At 37.2% G+C, this 18,010-nt stretch carries 14 protein-coding genes; 5 read left to right on the top strand and 9 right to left on the bottom strand.

The window, feature by feature from the left end; translation table 11 throughout:
* The coding region (locus Q0L68_RS06995) for a serine hydrolase (RefSeq protein WP_296701139.1) at nt 1-996 on the top strand (996 nt) is incomplete at its 5' end.
* Between the two features lie 68 nt (nt 997-1,064).
* On the opposite strand, the gene Q0L68_RS06990 is transcribed toward Q0L68_RS06995, so the two are convergent.
* Nucleotides 1,065-1,730 (bottom strand): FAD-binding oxidoreductase, encoded by a 666-nt coding sequence (locus Q0L68_RS06990; protein WP_296701137.1) that lies wholly within the window; start codon nt 1,728-1,730, stop codon nt 1,065-1,067.
* A 157-nt stretch (nt 1,731-1,887) separates the two neighbouring features.
* On the opposite strand from Q0L68_RS06990, the gene Q0L68_RS06985 reads away from it, so the two are divergent.
* Nucleotides 1,888-2,799 carry a sugar phosphate isomerase/epimerase gene (locus tag Q0L68_RS06985; protein ID WP_296701135.1) on the top strand — a complete coding sequence of 304 codons (912 nt, stop codon included), beginning with the start codon at nt 1,888-1,890 and terminating at the stop codon, nt 2,797-2,799.
* A 67-nt stretch (nt 2,800-2,866) separates the two neighbouring features.
* Here the strand turns inward: Q0L68_RS06985 and Q0L68_RS06980 are convergent, their stop codons facing one another.
* Together Q0L68_RS06980 and fahA are read right to left on the bottom strand one after the other, a co-directional pair.
* On the bottom strand, nt 2,867-4,387 hold the full coding sequence (locus Q0L68_RS06980; protein ID WP_296701133.1) for a hypothetical protein: 1,521 nt from the start codon (nt 4,385-4,387) through the stop codon (nt 2,867-2,869).
* 240 nt (nt 4,388-4,627) lie between these two features.
* Nucleotides 4,628-5,896, bottom strand: coding sequence for a fumarylacetoacetase (fahA, locus tag Q0L68_RS06975; RefSeq protein WP_296701131.1), 1,269 nt, complete (start codon nt 5,894-5,896; stop codon nt 4,628-4,630).
* Nucleotides 5,897-6,320: 424 nt separating this feature from the next.
* On the opposite strand from fahA, the gene Q0L68_RS06970 reads away from it, so the two are divergent.
* Both Q0L68_RS06970 and Q0L68_RS06965 read left to right on the top strand, forming a co-directional pair.
* Entirely contained in the window at nt 6,321-6,821 is a 501-nt protein-coding gene (locus tag Q0L68_RS06970; RefSeq protein ID WP_296701129.1) for a GreA/GreB family elongation factor, read from the top strand.
* A gap of 250 nt (nt 6,822-7,071) precedes the next feature.
* Complete coding sequence (locus Q0L68_RS06965) at nt 7,072-9,705, top strand: valine--tRNA ligase (RefSeq protein ID WP_296701127.1); 2,634 nt, start codon at nt 7,072-7,074, stop codon at nt 9,703-9,705.
* Nucleotides 9,706-9,776: 71 nt separating this feature from the next.
* Here Q0L68_RS06965 and Q0L68_RS06960 read toward each other — a convergent pair whose 3' ends face one another.
* From Q0L68_RS06960 to Q0L68_RS06935, 6 genes are all read right to left on the bottom strand, one after another.
* Nucleotides 9,777-10,769 carry an SH3 domain-containing protein gene (locus Q0L68_RS06960; RefSeq protein ID WP_296701126.1) on the bottom strand — a complete coding sequence of 331 codons (993 nt, stop codon included), beginning with the start codon at nt 10,767-10,769 and terminating at the stop codon, nt 9,777-9,779.
* Between the two features lie 80 nt (nt 10,770-10,849).
* Nucleotides 10,850-11,659 (bottom strand): DUF1080 domain-containing protein, encoded by an 810-nt coding sequence (locus Q0L68_RS06955; protein WP_296701124.1) that lies wholly within the window; start codon nt 11,657-11,659, stop codon nt 10,850-10,852.
* 72 nt (nt 11,660-11,731) lie between these two features.
* The gene (locus Q0L68_RS06950; RefSeq protein ID WP_296701123.1) at nt 11,732-12,637 is read right to left on the bottom strand and encodes a diacylglycerol kinase family protein; all 906 of its coding nucleotides are present in this window, start codon (nt 12,635-12,637) and stop codon (nt 11,732-11,734) included.
* Between the two features lie 9 nt (nt 12,638-12,646).
* On the bottom strand, nt 12,647-13,636 hold the full coding sequence (locus Q0L68_RS06945; protein WP_296701121.1) for an App1 family protein: 990 nt from the start codon (nt 13,634-13,636) through the stop codon (nt 12,647-12,649).
* 118 nt (nt 13,637-13,754) lie between these two features.
* The gene (locus tag Q0L68_RS06940; RefSeq protein ID WP_296701119.1) at nt 13,755-14,807 is read right to left on the bottom strand and encodes a M42 family metallopeptidase; all 1,053 of its coding nucleotides are present in this window, start codon (nt 14,805-14,807) and stop codon (nt 13,755-13,757) included.
* Nucleotides 14,808-14,925: 118 nt separating this feature from the next.
* Nucleotides 14,926-16,809, bottom strand: a complete 1,884-nt coding sequence (locus Q0L68_RS06935) for an amidophosphoribosyltransferase (protein WP_296701116.1) — start codon at nt 16,807-16,809, stop codon at nt 14,926-14,928.
* Nucleotides 16,810-17,566: 757 nt separating this feature from the next.
* On the opposite strand from Q0L68_RS06935, the gene Q0L68_RS06930 reads away from it, so the two are divergent.
* Nucleotides 17,567-18,010, top strand: a 444-nt coding sequence (locus Q0L68_RS06930) for a response regulator (protein ID WP_296701115.1), incomplete at its 3' end; no start/stop codon positions are given.

Below are 18,010 nucleotides of genomic sequence, written 5' to 3'. Positions count from 1 at the left end.
GAAGGAATTTCGTTTTCCAATGTCCCCTCTTTTGAGTACGAATATAGCAACACTGGCTATGCAATGTTGGGATATATTGTATCTCAGGTATCTGGGAAACCATTTCAGGAGTACATAAAGGAAGAAATTCTCACACCTCTCGGGATGAACAGCACCTACTGGGAAGTGGATAATGTGCCTACTGGGCAACTTGCAATTGGTTATCGATGGGAGGATGAAGAATGGAAGTTGGAACCCATGCTGCACGATGGTTCTTTCGGTTCAATGGGCGGTTTAATTACCACGATAGAAGATTTCAGCAACTATGTCAGTTTTCATCTTTCGGCTTGGCCACCTAGAAATGAAGAGGAGAAACCTCCATTGAAAAGAAGTTCATTGCGTGAAATGCAAACTCCTCAATTTCCTAGGCTGAACAGCAATGCTAAAAGCTACAATGATGAGCCATGTGCTGTGATGGCTGGATATGGATTTGGCTTGGGGATTTATGAAAATTGTGAAGGACAAAAGTGGGTTTCCCATGGTGGTGCCCTTCCTGGTTTTGGAAGTAATTATGTCTTTTACCCAGAGTATGGAATAGGGATAATGGCTTTCTGCAATTTGACTTATACCACGCCTTGGCCATTGCAGAAGATTCAACAATTACTTTTTGATAAACTTGATCTTCAGCCAAGGCAATTACCCGTGTCACCTCTTTTGGAATCCAGAAAAAAACAAGTTGAGAAATCTTTTATTCTTGGAGCAAATTCCCTAAAAGAAGATATTTTCTCCGAGAACTTCTTTTTGGATCAAAGTAGAAACCATCGAATTAAAGAAATTACTAAAGCTCTGGATGAGGTCGGTGAAATCAATTCTATTTCTGAATTATCTCCTCAAAATCAACTCAGAGGGACTTTTCGGTTACATGGCGATGAAAAAGACATTTTGATCTATTTCACTTTAGACCCAACAAACGATGCTAAAATCCAGCAATTATTATTTGCCGTTGTCGAAAAGTAGAGTTAATCGCATGTTAATGATTTCAGAAACTGGTTTTAATAAAACATTTGCTCCTCTTTAATAAAACATTACTCCTCAAAAGTAATAGCATCGGGTTTTGCGCCAAGTTTTTCTAAAGAATTGCTCACTGCTTTTATCATTGGGTCTGGGCCACATACATAAAAATGCTGAGAAAAGTCTTTTACATGATCTTTCAAGAACTTTTCATCCACTCTCCCATATTCATGTCCTTCAACCTTTTCTCCATCAAGAATTGAGATGAAATTATCTCCTAAAATATCTTTGAAATGACTTTCTAGGATCACATCCTCTTTTGTTTTATTGGCAAAAAAGAGACGATTTCCTTCCAATTTACCTTGGTCTTTTAAATCTTTAAAAATGGCAATAAAAGGAGTAATTCCTGCCCCTCCGGCGATAAAAACCCCTTTTCCTTTGAATTGAATAGCTCCCCAAGAATCATCCAGAATGAATTCATCTCCCACATCCAAGTGATCGATTTCTTTGGTAACTCCATCATGGTCTTTGTAGGATTTAATCACAAATTCCAAATGGTCATCTTTTGGCAAGGAAGTAAAAGTAAAAGGTCGTTTCTCCTCTTTCCAATCTTTTTTATTGATAGATACTTCAGTTGCTTGTCCAGGTGTAAAAGTGTAGTCTTTTGGTTTTTCAACTTTGAATTGTTTTACATCATGTGTTAGTGGCTTGATATCTAATATCTTAACTGTAAAAGGCATTTTAAAATTTATAGTTGGTTGTATTATTACAAACGATGCACAGCATTTTTGTTTAAATAATCGCCAAGTTTCTTCTAAAGTCCTAAATAGACATTCTTTCTTCAAGCCTTCAAAATTTATATGAAATGGCTATCTTGCAGCCCTTAAAACAACCCTTATGAAAAAATATTTCAAATTAAGTTTATCATTGTTGCTGGTTGCTGCAATTGGTTTTACCTCCTGCAGCTCCAAGACAGACTCGGAAGAAAGTACGGATACCATGGAGCCAGTAGTAGCTGAGCCAACTAGTTTTGGTGGACTTGCTTTATACACAGTGCGTGATTCTATGTCTAGCAACCCAAAAGCGACCCTTCAGGCTGTAGCTGATGCTGGTTATGCTTACGTAGAAGCGGCTGATTATAGAGATGGGAAATTCTATGGAATGACTCCTACAGAATTCAAATCCTATTTGGAATCTCTTGGGTTAACTGCTAAAAGTGCTCATATGGGTATGGTCAACATGGAAAATGCTGATCAGTTAATTGCTGATGTAAAGGCGGCAGGTATTGAATATTTTGTAATTCCTGTTCCACCGATGGGAATGTTCACTTTTGGACCTGATGGAATGGGAATGAAAGGTACTGCAGATGACTTGGTAGAGATTCTAGATACTTTAGGAGAGAAATGTGCTGCTGCAGGTTTAAAATTACTTTATCATAACCATGACTTTGAATTTAAAGCAATGGCTGACGGAACTATAATTGAAGATTTGCTTCTTGAAAAATGTAATCCTGAATTTGTTAATTTTCAAATGGACCTTTTTTGGGTAACAAAAGCCGGAGTGGATCCATTGGCTTACTTCGAAAAGTATCCAGGGAGATTTAAGGCTTGGCATGTGAAAGACATGAATGGAGAAGGCAACTTTGCCCCTGTGGGTACAGGTAGCATTGACTTCCAGAGAATTCTAAATGAAAAGGCAAAATCCGGAATGGAGTTCTATTTGGTAGAGCAAGACAATACTTTTGGATTAGATCCTTTAGAAGCGATTAAAATCAGCCATACAGGCTTGGGAAGTATTGGATTCCAATAAATAAAAAACAAATAGACCATAATGAAAAAGCCAACTCGAGAGTTGGCTTTTTCAATTTAATTGGTGACTACAAAAGCAAGGTTAAATTCCTATGAATCGTATTCTTACCTATGTAAGAGTAACCATTGGTGGTTCTTGCTGTTGCCACTAAAATAAAGCTATAGGCACAAGATTGAGGTGGCCTCCAATTTCCTGAAACGGGTATTAATTTATTCGTAAATCCAGTCCAGTTTCCTTTTGACAAAGAATACCCTTCAGAATAGATGGTGGTTGCTAAACCTGCACCATAAGTTGCGTAAAAGGATACACCTCTTAGATTTCCTTCCGGATCATTTGCTGTGATTCTGAAATTCAAACCATCGGGAGCAGCACCGATAGTTTCAATCGCGCAGGCAGAGACCTCGCTGCTACCATGTTTTACACTTTCAATATTAGTGGCAGGGACATGATTATCGATATAGATTTTTAACTCTTGTTCGCTAGCTATATTGGAATAGCTGCTTCCTACATAAAACGTCACTTTGATTTTATATAAACCTGGAAGAAGTGCTGTGGTAGGAAACTGAATCAAAAGATCGTCGATAGAATAATCTATTCCTGGATTTGTCATTTGGTAATAACCGTAGGTTGAAGGGGCAAAGGACTGTAAAGTATAAGTACTTCCTGTCCATCGGTAATTTGACCAATTACTTATCAATTTAGTATAGGAGCCACCGGGAGGAGCTATTTCAACCTTATATTTTCGATTGTTAGCTGACCAAAGCTGCTGAAGTTTTGTCCTATTCCCAATCAGATTAAGGGTACCCCCAAAAGCAGCATTTTCTACATGTACATAATATCCAGGATCCGTTGTCGCTCTACCGGTAGATTGGTTGATAATATCTTGATTTGCCGAATTTTTCCCAGCTGGGATTAACCCGATACTTCCAATTAATTCCCCTAAAGAGCTTGAAGGAATTGTAGGTTTTCTGGATAATATAAGTTGTCTAAGCTTTGTAAAGTCTTTATAAAAATTACCTGGGAAATCAGTCGTGAATGCAGGGTTGCTTGATCTAACTCTGAAACCAAAATAAGTATATGGAGTACTTAATGGCCATGAAAGCGAAACATTGATCTCTTTCAGTTCGATTTTAAACTTCCAAATTCTATGACTTACATCTGAATTGGGACTTTGTCCAAATTCTTGAACAACCTGAGATTTTGGTGGAACAGATATTCCTGTCCACTGACCTGGCCCTAGATACTTTTGAAGACCTAATTTATTTGGCTGATTTTGATAAAGGCCATAATTGACATCCACATTACTGGTAATTGCCCGATCCCGGTTATGATCGAAACTGAGCCAGAAATAATCATTTGTTCCATGATCATTTCCTGTATCTTCTAAAACATCCAATGCTAAATACAGGAAGTTAGCATCGTTTTTTGCCATTACATACCCTCGTGAAAATTTCAGTTGCCCAGCATCCTCCCAACCTCCCGAATTTATGGGAGCTGAAGGATCAATAGGAGTTACCGCCCATTCACTTTTCAGTGGGAAAGCAAATAACAATGGAGTAGTAATAGAAAGCTTTCTAATTTTTGCCATGACTGTTTTGTTTTGTAAAAGTTGAAACTAGATGGAATAAAATCCTCCTAAAAAAATGGAGAACAAGTAAAAACAATCCCTTTACAGGGAACCGAAATACAATCAATAACCTATTTACAAGTTAATGAGATTCAACTACTTATAAAGTAATAATTATTAGGCAAAAAAAATAATAATTGGAAACAAAAGGGCTTCTGATATCACTATCAGAAGCCCATATTATATTATTCCGTGTAAATTTTACTTCGAAGGAAGCAATTTGGTTCTTACTTCACCAAAACCAACTCTAATACCATCTTTTTCAGCATATCCTTTCATAATTACTGTATCACCATCTTCCAAAAAAGTTCTTTCTTCTCCGGATTCCAGTTTGACAGTTTTTTTTCCATTCCAGGAAAGTTCCAACATTGATCCATACGAATCTTCTGTTTCCCCAGAGATAGTTCCAGAAGCCATTAAATCGCCCACATTTACATTACATCCATTTACCGTGTGATGTGCCAATTGTTGAGCAATATTCCAGTACATCGTCTTAAAATTCGATGCACATACCTTTGTAGCTTTCTTTCCATCCGGCTGTATTTGGACCTCAAGATTAATATCAAAACTATGAGGCTTTTCACATTTCAAATAAGGCAAAACCTCAGGATCCTGCTTTGGACTTTCCACTCTAAAGTGTTCAAAAGCTTCCAGAGTAACTACCCACGGTGACATGGATGATGCAAAACTTTTACCTAGAAATGGACCTAAAGGCACATATTCCCAGGCTTGAATATCTCTCGCTGACCAGTCATTGAATAAAGTAAAACCGAAAATATAATCTTCTGCATCGCCAGTACTCACTGAATCCCCTAACTTGGTTGATTTGCCGGTGATAAAAGCTAGCTCCAATTCAAAGTCCATTTTTTTTGAAGGGCCAAAACCAGGAGACTCCATGTCAGGAGATTTAAATTGACCTTTTGGTCTATAAATTGGAACCCCTGAAGGAATGATGCTGGATGCACGGCCATGATAACCAACAGGCAAATGCTTCCAGTTCGGAAGCAAGGCATTTTCTGGATCTCGAAACATCTTTCCCACGTTTGTGGCATGCTCTATACTGCTGTAGAAATCCGTGTAATCCCCAATTTTAACAGGCAAAAGCATTTCAGCTTCTTTCCTGTTTACCATAACCTTACCTCTAACAGAATGGTCTCTTAACTTCTCATTATTCTCCAATAATAAATCCTGAACTCGTTCACGGATTTTCTTAGTCTGTACTTTTCCTAAAGAAATCAATTCATTTAGAGATTCTTTCAAGAAAATTCCTTCTGGAAGAAAAAGGTCAGAAAAAAAACCCTCCTGATCCAAAATGCTTAGATCTACAATTTTATCTCCAATTGCAATTCCTGTACGTGGACTCAACCTTTTATTTTTGAAAACTCCGAAAGGAAGATTGTAAATAGTGAAATCAGAATTTTTGGGAACTTCCACCCAAGTACTCAAGGTGTTGGTTATGCTATCGCTCATGTGTAAAAATCTTTCAGATCGTAAATTTAGGGTTTATACATTAAATGAAAAGTGTTAAATGATATAGTCAAAGATTTCATTTTCTCAATTACCCCATAAGTCTTTGGCCTTTTGGTTCTTGAGACCTATCATCTAAACTTCAATTAATTTAACCAATTATCATTTTTCATTCCATCAGAAAGAACTCTTTAGTAAATTGGATAGAAATAAAAACTGCATCAAATGAAAAACCTCCAAAAGATCGTCCTGGCTTTTCTGCTTGTTTTGAATGATCGGGATATTTGATTTCTAGGTCAGATCTTTTAAGCTTGAAAGAAATTAAATACGAATACCCATTTTTTTATTGAAATCATTTCATTTCAATTTCATGAAACTTAATTGCCTTTCTTGGCCTTTTTGGGATATACGTTAATGAGATGAAACCATGAGTAGAGGATTTGTAAAAGAAGAAGATCAGGAAGAAACGCCTCTTGTACCACCAAGACCGGAAATACCAAATGGACTTACTAATTATGTCACCAAAACCGGAATGGATCAATTGCTTGCTGAAAAACAAGCGCTGATTGATGAAAAAGGAGCGATAAAAGCCGCCACTGAACAGGAAAAACGCATCACCTCTAATTTTATCAATGCAAAAATCCGTTTGTTGGAAGAGCGAATCGCTACCGCAAAAATTGTAGAACTTAGCGAACAGCCCAAAAATGAAATCCGATTTGGAGCCACCGTAACTCTCAAATTAGGGAAAAGCTCCAAGTCTCAGAGTTACCAAATTGTAGGGGTGGATGAAGCAAATATCAAAAAAAACAGAATCTCCTTTATGTCCCCCATTGCCATGATTTTGATCGGTAAGAAAGTAGGAGAAAAAGCAATCCTAAAATTGGCTAAAGAAGACAAAGTCTTTGAAGTAATTGAGATAAAATATTAATTAAACTGAACTAAGAGGGCTTAACAGTGATCAATGTTTGATTTTGGTATTGCAAATCCCGAAAAGAACAAGATAAACTAACTTCTTTGATCTTGATTCTAAAAAGCCTTCTTCAGCTAAAAACCGGATACTCTGCTTTAACCTTTGTAACCCTTTCGATTAAAAACCTATTATTCTGCAATTGATCCTAGAATCATGCCTCTAAAATTGGGTTTTTCCCTATTTTTGCCCCTCAATTAATTTCCCGAATATGTCTATTGCCAGCAAATACGATCCAGCCTCAACCGAAGCAAAATGGTATGCTTACTGGATGGAGCACAAGCTTTTTTCTTCGAAAGTTGATCCGAATAAAGAGCCCTATACCATCGTAATCCCTCCACCAAACGTCACAGGGGTCTTGCACATGGGACATATGCTGAACAATACCATTCAGGATGTATTGATCCGTCGAGCTCGGATGCAGGGTAAAAATGCCTGCTGGGTACCTGGAACTGACCATGCTTCCATAGCCACAGAGACCAAAGTGGTGAACTTATTAAAAGAGCAAGGGATTGACAAAAAGTCTCTTACACGTGAGAAATTTCTCGAACATGCATGGGAGTGGAAAGAAAAGTATGGAGGGATTATCCTAGAGCAATTGAAAAAGCTGGGAGCTTCCTGCGACTGGGATCGAACTGCCTTTACTATGGATGAAGGTCTGAGTGATGCAGTGATTACAGTATTCGTGGATTTACATAAAAAGGGGAAAATCTACCGGGGTATCAGAATGGTCAACTGGGATCCAAAGGGAAGAACAGCTCTTTCTGATGATGAAGTAATTACCAAGGAAATCGCCTCAAAGCTTTACTATATCAAATACCAGATCGAAGGTACTGACAAGGAATTTCTGACAATTGCCACTACCCGACCAGAAACTATCATGGCCGATTCAGCGATTTGTATTAATCCAAACGATCCAAGATTCGCCCACCTTAAAGGGAAAAAAGCCATTGTGCCTTTAATCAATCGTGCTATTCCGATCATTGAAGATGAATATGTGGATATGGAATTTGGTACGGGCTGCCTGAAAGTAACTCCTGCACATGATATCAATGACTATGAACTGGGATTGAAGCATAAGTTGGAAGTAATCGACATCTTGAATGATGATGGAACCCTTAATGAAAAAGCTCAGATTCTAATTGGTGAAGATCGTTTTGTGGCCAGGAAAATGATTGGCAAGAAGTTGAAAGAGATCGATCAACTAGAAAAAATCGAGGACTACAAATCCAACGTCGGACATTCTGAAAGAACAGATGCAGTGATAGAACCAAAACTTTCTTTACAATGGTTCTTGAAAATGGATGAAATCACCAAGCCGGCGCTTAGTTCGGTAATGGATGATGTGATCCAGCTATACCCTCCCAAATTCAAGAATATGTATCGTTCTTGGATGGAAAATGTACGTGATTGGTGTATTTCCCGCCAACTTTGGTGGGGACATAGAATTCCGGCATATCACTTGCCAAATGGGGAATTTGTTGTTGCCAAAACTACCGAAGAAGCTCTCAAAATAGCCAATGAACAGTTTGGAGGCAAGTTTACTGCTACCGATTTAAAGCAAGACGAAGATGTATTAGACACTTGGTTTAGTTCTTGGCTATGGCCAATTTCGGTTTTTGATCCTGAGGTTTTCTCTACTGGAAAACCGAATGAAGAATTGAAATACTACTACCCTACCAATGACTTGGTAACCGCTCCGGAAATTCTGTTTTTCTGGGTTGCACGAATGATCATTGCAGGCTACGAATACATGGGTGAAAGACCTTTCAAAAATGTATATCTGACGGGAATCGTTCGCGATAAATTAGGTAGAAAAATGTCCAAGTCTTTAGGCAATTCTCCAGACCCTTTAGAACTAATTGCTCAAAATGGAGCTGATGGCGTCAGGACAGGAATGTTGTTCTCTTCACCTGCCGGAAATGATTTACCCTATGATGATAAATTGGTAGAGCAAGGAAGAAACTTTGCCAACAAAATATGGAATGCCTTTCGTTTGGTGAAGGGATGGGAAATTGATCCTAGTCTAGATGGCACTTCGAATGAATCAAGTATTGAATGGTTTGAAAACCGATTCAATCAAGCTTTAGTAGAAATCAATGAGCATTTTGAAAAATTCAGAATTTCAGATGCTTTGATGACAACCTATAAATTAGTTTGGGGAGATTTCTGTTCCTGGTATTTGGAGATGATCAAGCCGGAGTATCAGCATCCGATCGATCAGGAAACTTATGATAAAACAATTGCTCTTTTTGAAGATATCTTGAAGATTTTGCATCCTTTCATGCCCTTTATTTCTGAAGAATTATGGCATCAGATCAAGGAAAGATCAGTAGAAGAATCCTTGATTTTAGCTTCATGGCCAGTAGAAAAGAAATTCGAATTCCAGATCATTGATGAAGCAAATCAGGTTTTTGAAGTGGTTTCTCAGGTGAGAAATTTGAGAGCATCTAAGGGAATGTCTCCTAAAGAAACTTTGGATTTGACCATTAAAACTTCTCAAAGCAATTTGTACAAGCGGTTTGAATCTGTGCTCACTAAACTAGCTAATCTATCATCACTAAACTTTGGAGATAAAGTTGAAAATGCAATCAGTTTTGTAGTCAAATCAGACGAATGCTTTATCCCAATGGGTGATTCTATTAATCTGGAGGAGGAAAAAGCCAATATTCAGAAGGAACTGGACTACACAAAAGGATTTTTGAACTCGGTGATGAAAAAGTTGAGTAATGAACGTTTTGTAAATGGCGCTCCTGAGAAGGTGATAGAAATGGAGAGAAAAAAGTTAGCAGATGCAGAAGGTAAAATTAAGGCACTGGAAGAAAGCCTTAAAAAGCTTGGCTAAGCTTAAAGGATTTGATAACACAAAAAAACCGAAAACTTCTGGGGTCTTCGGTTTTTTTAGTTTAAACTTTTTTACGAAAAGTCTAAGTAATCTTTACTTAGCCATTTCTCCTCCAAAGCTATTTTACACCAACCATTTTGCTCTTCAGAAATAAAAACTTCTTCTGATTTCATGAGATTATCTACGATTGAAAAATTAGTTCCAGGCCCACTTCTTACCCTAAGTACATTGGCATTCACAGTGGCTCTTTTTACGTCGGTTGTGTACCTTCCATAAACCCAATGAGACTGGCTATTGGAAATTTTCAGCCACCCATTTGATTCATCATAAATTCTCAAAATCGAGCCCAATTGAACAGCTTCTCTTCCCGAAACCAAGGGAGCTGTACCATTTGGTGCTTCTCTCACATTTAGTAAAGATGCCGTAACCGAAACATATCTTTGAATATTAACTGGAGGCGCTAAAGTACCAACTGATCCTTGTACATGTTGAGCCACCAAAGGCAGGAAGAATGAATTAAAATCATCCACTTTATTTCCTCCAAAGAAATTTGTTCCTGGGCAGGATTTGTTTCCTCCAGTACCATTATTCCTTTTTCCAGTATCAAGATTAAACCAATGATGATAAATGATACTAAAACTATTTAGTGGTAACCTAAATTTATCACAAATAGCTGCAGTCATTTTGACGATAGTTTCCCTGTGATCATTAGTCATTGTATCTCCATCTCTATCAAAATTCCCTAAATGTTCAATACAGATTGAATCTCTATTGGCACCCTTAATACAAGCAGGAGGTGCCTCCAAGCTTCTTCCCGTTAAAATTGTACCGTCAGGAAAAGTCGTAAAATGCTGTCCAATATCTTGCCACCCATTATTTCGAACATGATAATTCTTCATTGCAGCTTGACGCTCAAAATGATTATTACCACTAAAATGTACGTAACTTGGTGTCCAAGTATGATGTTGCTGAACTGAGAGAACTGTCCTTGCAATTCTTTGAGACAAGAGCCAAGGTCCAAATTCAGCCATGGTCATCTTTAAAAAACCATTTTTTGATTCCATTAAAATGTAGATTAAATGTTAAAAATATTTATACCATTTAATTTACTTAGAAAAATCAAATCCAAAGGGATAATACAAACTTAAAGTTCTTTTATTCTCAAATCTCGGAACAAAACTCCCTGACCTTCACTCTGTAACCCTATATAACCCGAGGTTAAAGCCTTTCCATCTACTTTAATAGCAGGATCAAAACGATTGGCTACTCCTCCACCTATCTGAGGTAGAAAATAAGTCAAAACAGTATCACCGTTTACCAAATGATGCACGATAGAATCCCCAAATACAATCAAGTCTGCTCTCACCCATTCATCCCATTTAAAGGTCGGTGAAGAAGAATTAATACAATGCCTTGGATCAATTTTTCCATCATATACCACATCAGTTCCCGGCGAACACATATTTCCTGTAGGTCTAGCAACGCCTTCTTTTTCCTCTGCAAGCATTTGCCATTCTACCGAAATAGGCCAATCTTGCTCTTTCAAAATAGTATTTGGAGCTTGAGAATGAAACATTACCCCACTATTCCTATACGTGTAACTGGCAGCATCTTTTAACCATTGATCGGTAAACTTATACTCCCAAGTCATGTGAAAAGACGAAAAAGGTTTTTCATAAAACAAATGTCCATAACGATCATTGAATCCCTCCTTGTAATCATCATAGTTCACTTCAATGATCCCATCTTTTGCCCTGAATGTATTGAAGTAATTTTCACCTGTTTCATGATGGTGAATTTTAGGAATCCAACCTTCTAAATCTTGTCCATTAAACATTTGAATCCATTCCGGCATTGGTTCATCGTGCAATACTTCGGTTACTTCTGCTTTATTACTGCTACATGAAAATAGGATTCCGACCAAAATGGCGAATTGAAAGACTTTTCTAATCATGGTATTTTGAGAAATTAAAAAAGGAAGTTATAGAATTCTACGATATTCTAATGCTTTGATTTGACAATTGGCTTAGGAAAGATTTTTTTGGGAACTTGAAAATCTTTTGGAAGTTATAAATTGAAAGACCTGTTTTTCTATCGTTGCATTAATTGACTGAGGCTTCCCCATTAACTCTCCATCAATCTGAAATTCAACTTCCTTTACATTTTCTATTTCACAAGACTCACAGCGGTAAAATATCGAGGAATTTTGCTCCTCTAAGTCCCCTCTAAACATCGCCATAATCATTCGGATATAATCTTTAGCACTTTCAGGATTTAAGGCAATTACTTCGAATTTCCCATCGTTCATTTTGCCTTTATAATTGATCAAAGCTCCTGTCCCGTATTGATCACCATTCGCTAAGACCAGCATTTTAGCCATCACTTGCTTCATTTCCCCGTCGATTTTCAGTTTAAAAGATTTAGATTCAGTGGTAAATATCTCAGAAACCGAACTTTTGATGTAAGCGAGCATTCCCCTTCCGTCAGTTGCTTCAAAATTTTTAACCAAATTAGCATTGAAGCCGAAATCTGCTAAATGTAAACATAGCTCATCATTAATCCGGATCGCATCAATAGGATGAACAACATAATCACGAACCGCTTCCCAAGAATCTTCAACTGTATGAATCCCAAGACATTTAGCAAGGCCATTTGCTGATCCAAAAGGAACAATACAAAACGGGATATTGGTATTAATTAATGACTTTGCTACCAATTTCACTGTGCCATCTCCTCCTCCGATCAATACTAAATCAGGCTTTAATCGTACATATTCTGATTTGATTTTAACAGTATCATCAGAACCAGTTGTTTCAAAGATACTTGTTTCAAAATGAGCTAGCTTAACTCTAACGATTTCATCAAGTTCCTCTTTGTCAATAGTTGAATCCCCGGAGACAGGATTAAAAATAAATAAACAGACTTTTTTCATTTTTCTTCTCTAAATAAATTCATTTTTTCGTGCTAATTCCAGAGCCTGTTCGGAGGATTCTACAAAGAAAAATTTCTCCATCCCTACCTCTGATTCTATTTCTTCCCTCCGTTTGGGATCCAATTGGCCGATTAATCGGATAAAGACAGCATGGACTCGACCGGGATATTTTTTTATTATTTGAGCATAGATTTCTGGATCATGCTGTCCACTATCTCCAATTAGAAAAAACTTCATTTTTGGGTAAAGGGTAAAAAGGAAATGAATTTTTTCCAACTTGTGATTATGATTTCCACTTCCCGACTTCCAAATATTTTTTAGATTGATATGCTTATCTTTTAGTAACGTAGGCCCCATCGGGATATTTCTAAAGCGCATAAAATCACGGATCAAATCAAAAAGTGACCAATCACTGCTGGATACATAAAAAATCGGGTCTTGCCTCTGGCAGGTTAACTCATGATAAAAATCCGAAACACCTGGCAAGGGTCTTCTTGTATATGCATTCTTGGAGATAGAAAGCCAAAGTTTTTTCCCTATATCAGTGGAATGAGAAATTAAAATGGTGTCATCAATATCCGAGATAATCCCATTGCTGCTTTCGAACCGTAACACCTTTTTGCTTGCCCAAGTAGATTTATTTTTTCCAAGTGGCTCTATAACCTTAAAATTCACAGATTCACTCTTATCCAAATAGGGATTTTCTACCTCAATTTGTTTCTCAAAAACCCCATCTTTATCAGTCCTGACCTCAAATCTTTGGCTATGAAAATGAATTTCAACAAGGGCATCAGAAATAGATTTTACAGAATACCTTCTTATAGTTGCCAATATATTCTTAAACCAAGAATTTCTTGACATAGGTCTTTTTTGCTTGTAGGATGTAATTACTCTGCCTTTTACAAAAATTCCCTCTTTATTTCCAAAGGCTAAAAATGGTTCTACTTTTATTTTTTGCCTCAATCTCATCTTCTTAGGTATGAAAGTATCTGCATTCATACTAAAATAAATTGCAAAAAAAAGGCCTAAGGATTCCCTTAAGCAATTAATCTAAAGGCTGCTTGGAATGTCAACTATAAAGCCGTCCAGATAGGATGGCTTTATAGTTGACAATTTTTCAGTGCTTCCAATCGTACTTGTCCACCTGTTCCAAACAGGCAGTCAATAAAGAAATAGAATCAGCAATATCCTGTTTATGAGCCATTTCTATCACTTGATGCAGATGTCTTGTAGGAATAGATATTGCACCTGCAATAGCTCCTTGTTTCCCCATTCTTTGAACACCTGCCGTATCAGTTCCCCCAGCAGTTAAAATTTCTGGTTGCCAAGTTATTTTTTCTTTATCGGCAGTTTGTTTCATAAATTCTACCATCCTATAATCACATATAGTCATGGCATCCATGATCTTTATTGCGGTTCCTTTTCCTAACTCCGTAACTTTTTCATGAGCCTGAGCTCCCGGAACATCAAATGCAATGGTGGTATCTAAAGCAATCCCAAAATCCGGATTAATCCCATGGGCTGCAACGTTGGCTCCTCTTATCCCAACCTCCTCTTGAACTGTGAAAGTAGCATAGACATCATAAGCCGGATTTTTAAGTTTCTTCAAAGTTTCAATTAGGATAAAAACTGCAACCCGGTTGTCAATTGATTTACAGTTGACGCAGTCTCCCATTTCTATCAATTCACGATCCCTTGTCACCGGATCACCAATGGTGACAAATTTTTCTACTTCAGATTTGGTCATACCCAAGTCGATAAAAAAATCTGTCGTTTTGGGAAGTTTTGTTTTTTCTTCTGCCGACATCACATGAATTGGCTTGCTTCCCATGACACCCACCAAATCCTTTTTGCCGTGAACGATCACTCGTTGAGCGGTGAGTGTTTTAGGATCAAAGCCGCCCAAGGTATGGAATCTTAAAAATCCGTTTTCATCAATATGCGTGACTATAAAACCAATTTCATCCATATGTGCAGCAACCATCACACGCTTTCCATCCGGATTTCTTTTTCCTTTTTTGATCGCAATCACATTCCCCAGATTATCGATTTTCACTTCATCCGAAATAGGAGTCACTAATTCAATTACAAGGTCACGAACTCGTTTTTCAAAGCCAGGTGCTCCTGCGATTTGACAAATTTCCTTTAAAAGAGATACGTTTATATCCATTATTGTTTAAGCTATTTAGTTTCAAAGCACTAATTTATAATTCCAAAAGGTTCCAAAAGAGAAAAGGCACAAGGAATATTCCCTGTGCCTCTTTAATTATTTTCAAATTGAATGTTTTTTAATATGCTCGTACAGTAATTCCTTCCATAAAGTTCGCAAAAGACTTATTTACAACTCTTGTTCCACCCGTAGTTGGATAATTACCAGTAAAATACCAATCACCAATATGATTCGGGATACACTTATGCAAGTTGTCTACTGTTTGGAAAATCACTTGAACTTCAGCCTTGATTGTATCACCGGAAACAATCTCCGCTATTTTAACTGAGATTTCATCATCTGTAAACTGGCTATATACTTCCTTCACAAAATTCTCGTAGGAATTTGGATGGCTAAGGCAGGATTCATGAATTTTTTCCAAAATATCTTCCATTCCCCTTTCTTTCAAAAGTGCCAAAGCAGCTCTGAAAGCTATAAACTCTTTCATTCTGGACATATCAATCCCATAACAATCCGGGAATCTAATCTGTGGGGCAGAAGAAACAATAATTATTCTTTTTGGATTTAACTTATCTAATGTAGTTAGTATACTTTTCTCCAAAGTTGTACCTCTCACAATACTATCATCTATGACTACCAAGGAATCTATCCCTGGTTTAATGACTTCGTAAGTGGTATCATAAACATTTGCAACCATGGTATCACGGTCATCATCATTGGTGATAAAGGTTCTAAGCTTTACATCTTTACTCACTAATTTTTCAACTCTTGGCCTAAAATTCAGAAGTTCATCCAATTCGCCCATATGAGGCTTTCCATCTAAAAAGACTTCTCTTCTCTTGGCACTTAAATAATCTTCTAATCCTTCAATCATTCCCAAAAATGCAGTTTCTGCAGTATTTGGAATGTAAGAAAAGACCGTGTTTTTAAGATCAAAATCGATCGCCTTCAAAATCTGTGGAATTAATGCTTTCCCAAGATCTTTTCTTTCCTGATAGATTGCCGGATCAGTACCTCTTGAGAAATAGATTCTCTCAAAACTGCAGGATTTTTTCTCTCTTGCAGGCAGGATTTCTGACTCTGCATAGGAGCCATCCTTATTGATGACCAATGCATGCCCTGGCTTGATTTCCTGAATTGAATTGAAATCAATATTAAAGGCTGATTTTATGGCAGGCTTTTCAGAGGCCACGACTATCACCTCATCATCTGCATAATAATAGGCCGGGCGAATCCCTGAAGGATCTCGAACAACAAATGCTGAACCATTTCCAACCATTCCAGCCATAGTATAGCCACCATCAAAATCTCGACAGGATCTTCTTAAAATTCTCGCCAAGTCAAGCTCATTTTCGATCACATTCGTAATCTGCTCATTTGAATATTGATGCTTGTATTTGTCGAAAATACGTTGATTTTCCTCATCTAGAAAGTGGCCAATTTTTTCCATTACTGTAACAGTATCCGTCTTTTCTTTGGGATGCTGTCCAAGCTGTACCAGTCTACTAAATAACTCTTCAACATTAGTCATGTTAAAGTTTCCTGCCATGACTAGGTTTCTACTTCTCCAGTTATTCTGTTTAAGGAAAGGATGACAGGTTTCGATACTATTTTCGCCGTGAGTTCCATAACGAAGGTGACCAAGCCAAACCTCCCCCGTAAAAGCTATATTTTCTTTCAGCCATTCTGCATCTGTAAGTGCATCATGCCCTCCGATTTTCTTTGCCTTTTTGTATTTCTTAGTGATTTTGTCAAAGATGTAATTGACGGCAGATGGCTCAACAGAGCGGTACCTGCTAATATAACGTGTTCCTGGATCGGTCCCGATTTTTATATTGGCCACTCCAGCACCATCTTGACCTCGATTGATTTGCTTTTGCATTAAGACATAAAGTCTATTTGCTGCGTAGGCTGCTGTTCCGTACTTATCTATATAGTATTGTACAGGTTTGCGAAGCCTTATCATTGCTATTCCGCACTCGTGTTTGATGGCGTCACTCATGGATTCTGGCGAATGTTAATTAATGGATCAAAGTTACTAGTTTTTAAAAGAATTTTTCTTCAAAAAAGTTCGATTACATAAATTTAAATTTCGTGAATCCCCATTTTACAAACAACCCTTCAAAATAAGCGAAATAGCGAGGTTTGTTACCTAGTTTAAGGTTTTTTTAGAACAAACTGAGGACTTTATCCCCACAATTTATTTTGACTTTAATCAACAAAACAGCTTAAATGCTTTGATCAGCTTTTGGCACATGGTTCGCATAATGGGTTTAAAGATTCAAAAACTTAGTTCTAGGATTTAGAAGTTCGGAATCTGATGAAAATATTAGATTACCTAAACAAATATTTAATTTGGCAAGGATTCTTTTTATTTCATCCAATTTTGTTGTTGGCACAGCTAAAAGAGCCTCAAAAAAAGTCAGTCCAAATAAATCTTTCAGAAATTGAAATTCAGAAAGAACAATGAGAAAAGAGGATTAAGTATTACCAGAATCGATACAACCTGATATCTCAAAAGTTGAGAAATTATAACATATTTCAGTCTCCTAAGCTTTTCAAATAATACTAATTGATGGAAAACATAATTTTGATGGGACTTTGAAAATTGAAACAGAAGACACCTTGGATATAAAAATTGATCTAAAAGGAAAAAAAATAATAGACTAGTTGCTTAATCCTTAATAATTTAAAAGCATCGGGCACCTGCCGGATGCTTTTTTTGTTAAACTTGTATTATAAACCGCGATTTTTGCATTATGCATATTTTATTAGTCGAAGACGACCTCACCTATTCTAGAATTGTAAAGACCTTTTTGGAGAAAAATGGTTATGCAATTCAGACCTGCATCAAAGTAAAAGATGCACAGCAAATGATGGCTACAAATAACTTTGATTTGATCATCGCTGATTTCCGATTGCCTGACGGTACCGGGATGGAATTACTTCAATGGACAAAATCGAAATATCCTCACACCCAAGTTATTCTTATCACCCATTATTCAGATATACGAATTGCAATTAAAGCAATGAAACTTGGTGCTTTTGAATACATCACCAAACCGATCAATCCTGACGAATTATTGGCTACAGTAAAAGAATCGCTTTCCACTACCAATCCTGTCGTTCAGAAATTCCCCTCAACTCCTCAAAAGCCGGCTGTCCCTAAAATAGCCAAAGGAAGCTATGTAATTGGTAGTTCT

Source organism: Algoriphagus sp. (assembly GCF_024642405.1).
GTDB lineage: Bacteria > Bacteroidota > Bacteroidia > Cytophagales > Cyclobacteriaceae > Algoriphagus.
Note: the sequence above shows the minus strand (reverse complement) of the source record. Positions and strands in the feature narration are given on the sequence as shown.

Coding starts and splice junctions, on each gene's coding strand:
- Q0L68_RS06990 (WP_296701137.1), bottom strand. CDS start 1,730: ATGCCTTTTACAGTTAAGATATTAGATATCAAGCCACTAACACATGAT.
- Q0L68_RS06985 (WP_296701135.1), top strand. CDS start 1,888: ATGAAAAAATATTTCAAATTAAGTTTATCATTGTTGCTGGTTGCTGCA.
- Q0L68_RS06980 (WP_296701133.1), bottom strand. CDS start 4,387: ATGGCAAAAATTAGAAAGCTTTCTATTACTACTCCATTGTTATTTGCT.
- fahA (WP_296701131.1), bottom strand. CDS start 5,896: ATGAGCGATAGCATAACCAACACCTTGAGTACTTGGGTGGAAGTTCCC.
- Q0L68_RS06970 (WP_296701129.1), top strand. CDS start 6,321: ATGAGTAGAGGATTTGTAAAAGAAGAAGATCAGGAAGAAACGCCTCTT.
- Q0L68_RS06965 (WP_296701127.1), top strand. CDS start 7,072: ATGTCTATTGCCAGCAAATACGATCCAGCCTCAACCGAAGCAAAATGG.
- Q0L68_RS06960 (WP_296701126.1), bottom strand. CDS start 10,769: ATGGAATCAAAAAATGGTTTTTTAAAGATGACCATGGCTGAATTTGGA.
- Q0L68_RS06955 (WP_296701124.1), bottom strand. CDS start 11,659: ATGATTAGAAAAGTCTTTCAATTCGCCATTTTGGTCGGAATCCTATTT.
- Q0L68_RS06950 (WP_296701123.1), bottom strand. CDS start 12,637: ATGAAAAAAGTCTGTTTATTTATTTTTAATCCTGTCTCCGGGGATTCA.
- Q0L68_RS06945 (WP_296701121.1), bottom strand. CDS start 13,636: ATGAATGCAGATACTTTCATACCTAAGAAGATGAGATTGAGGCAAAAA.
- Q0L68_RS06940 (WP_296701119.1), bottom strand. CDS start 14,807: ATGGATATAAACGTATCTCTTTTAAAGGAAATTTGTCAAATCGCAGGA.
- Q0L68_RS06935 (WP_296701116.1), bottom strand. CDS start 16,809: ATGAGTGACGCCATCAAACACGAGTGCGGAATAGCAATGATAAGGCTT.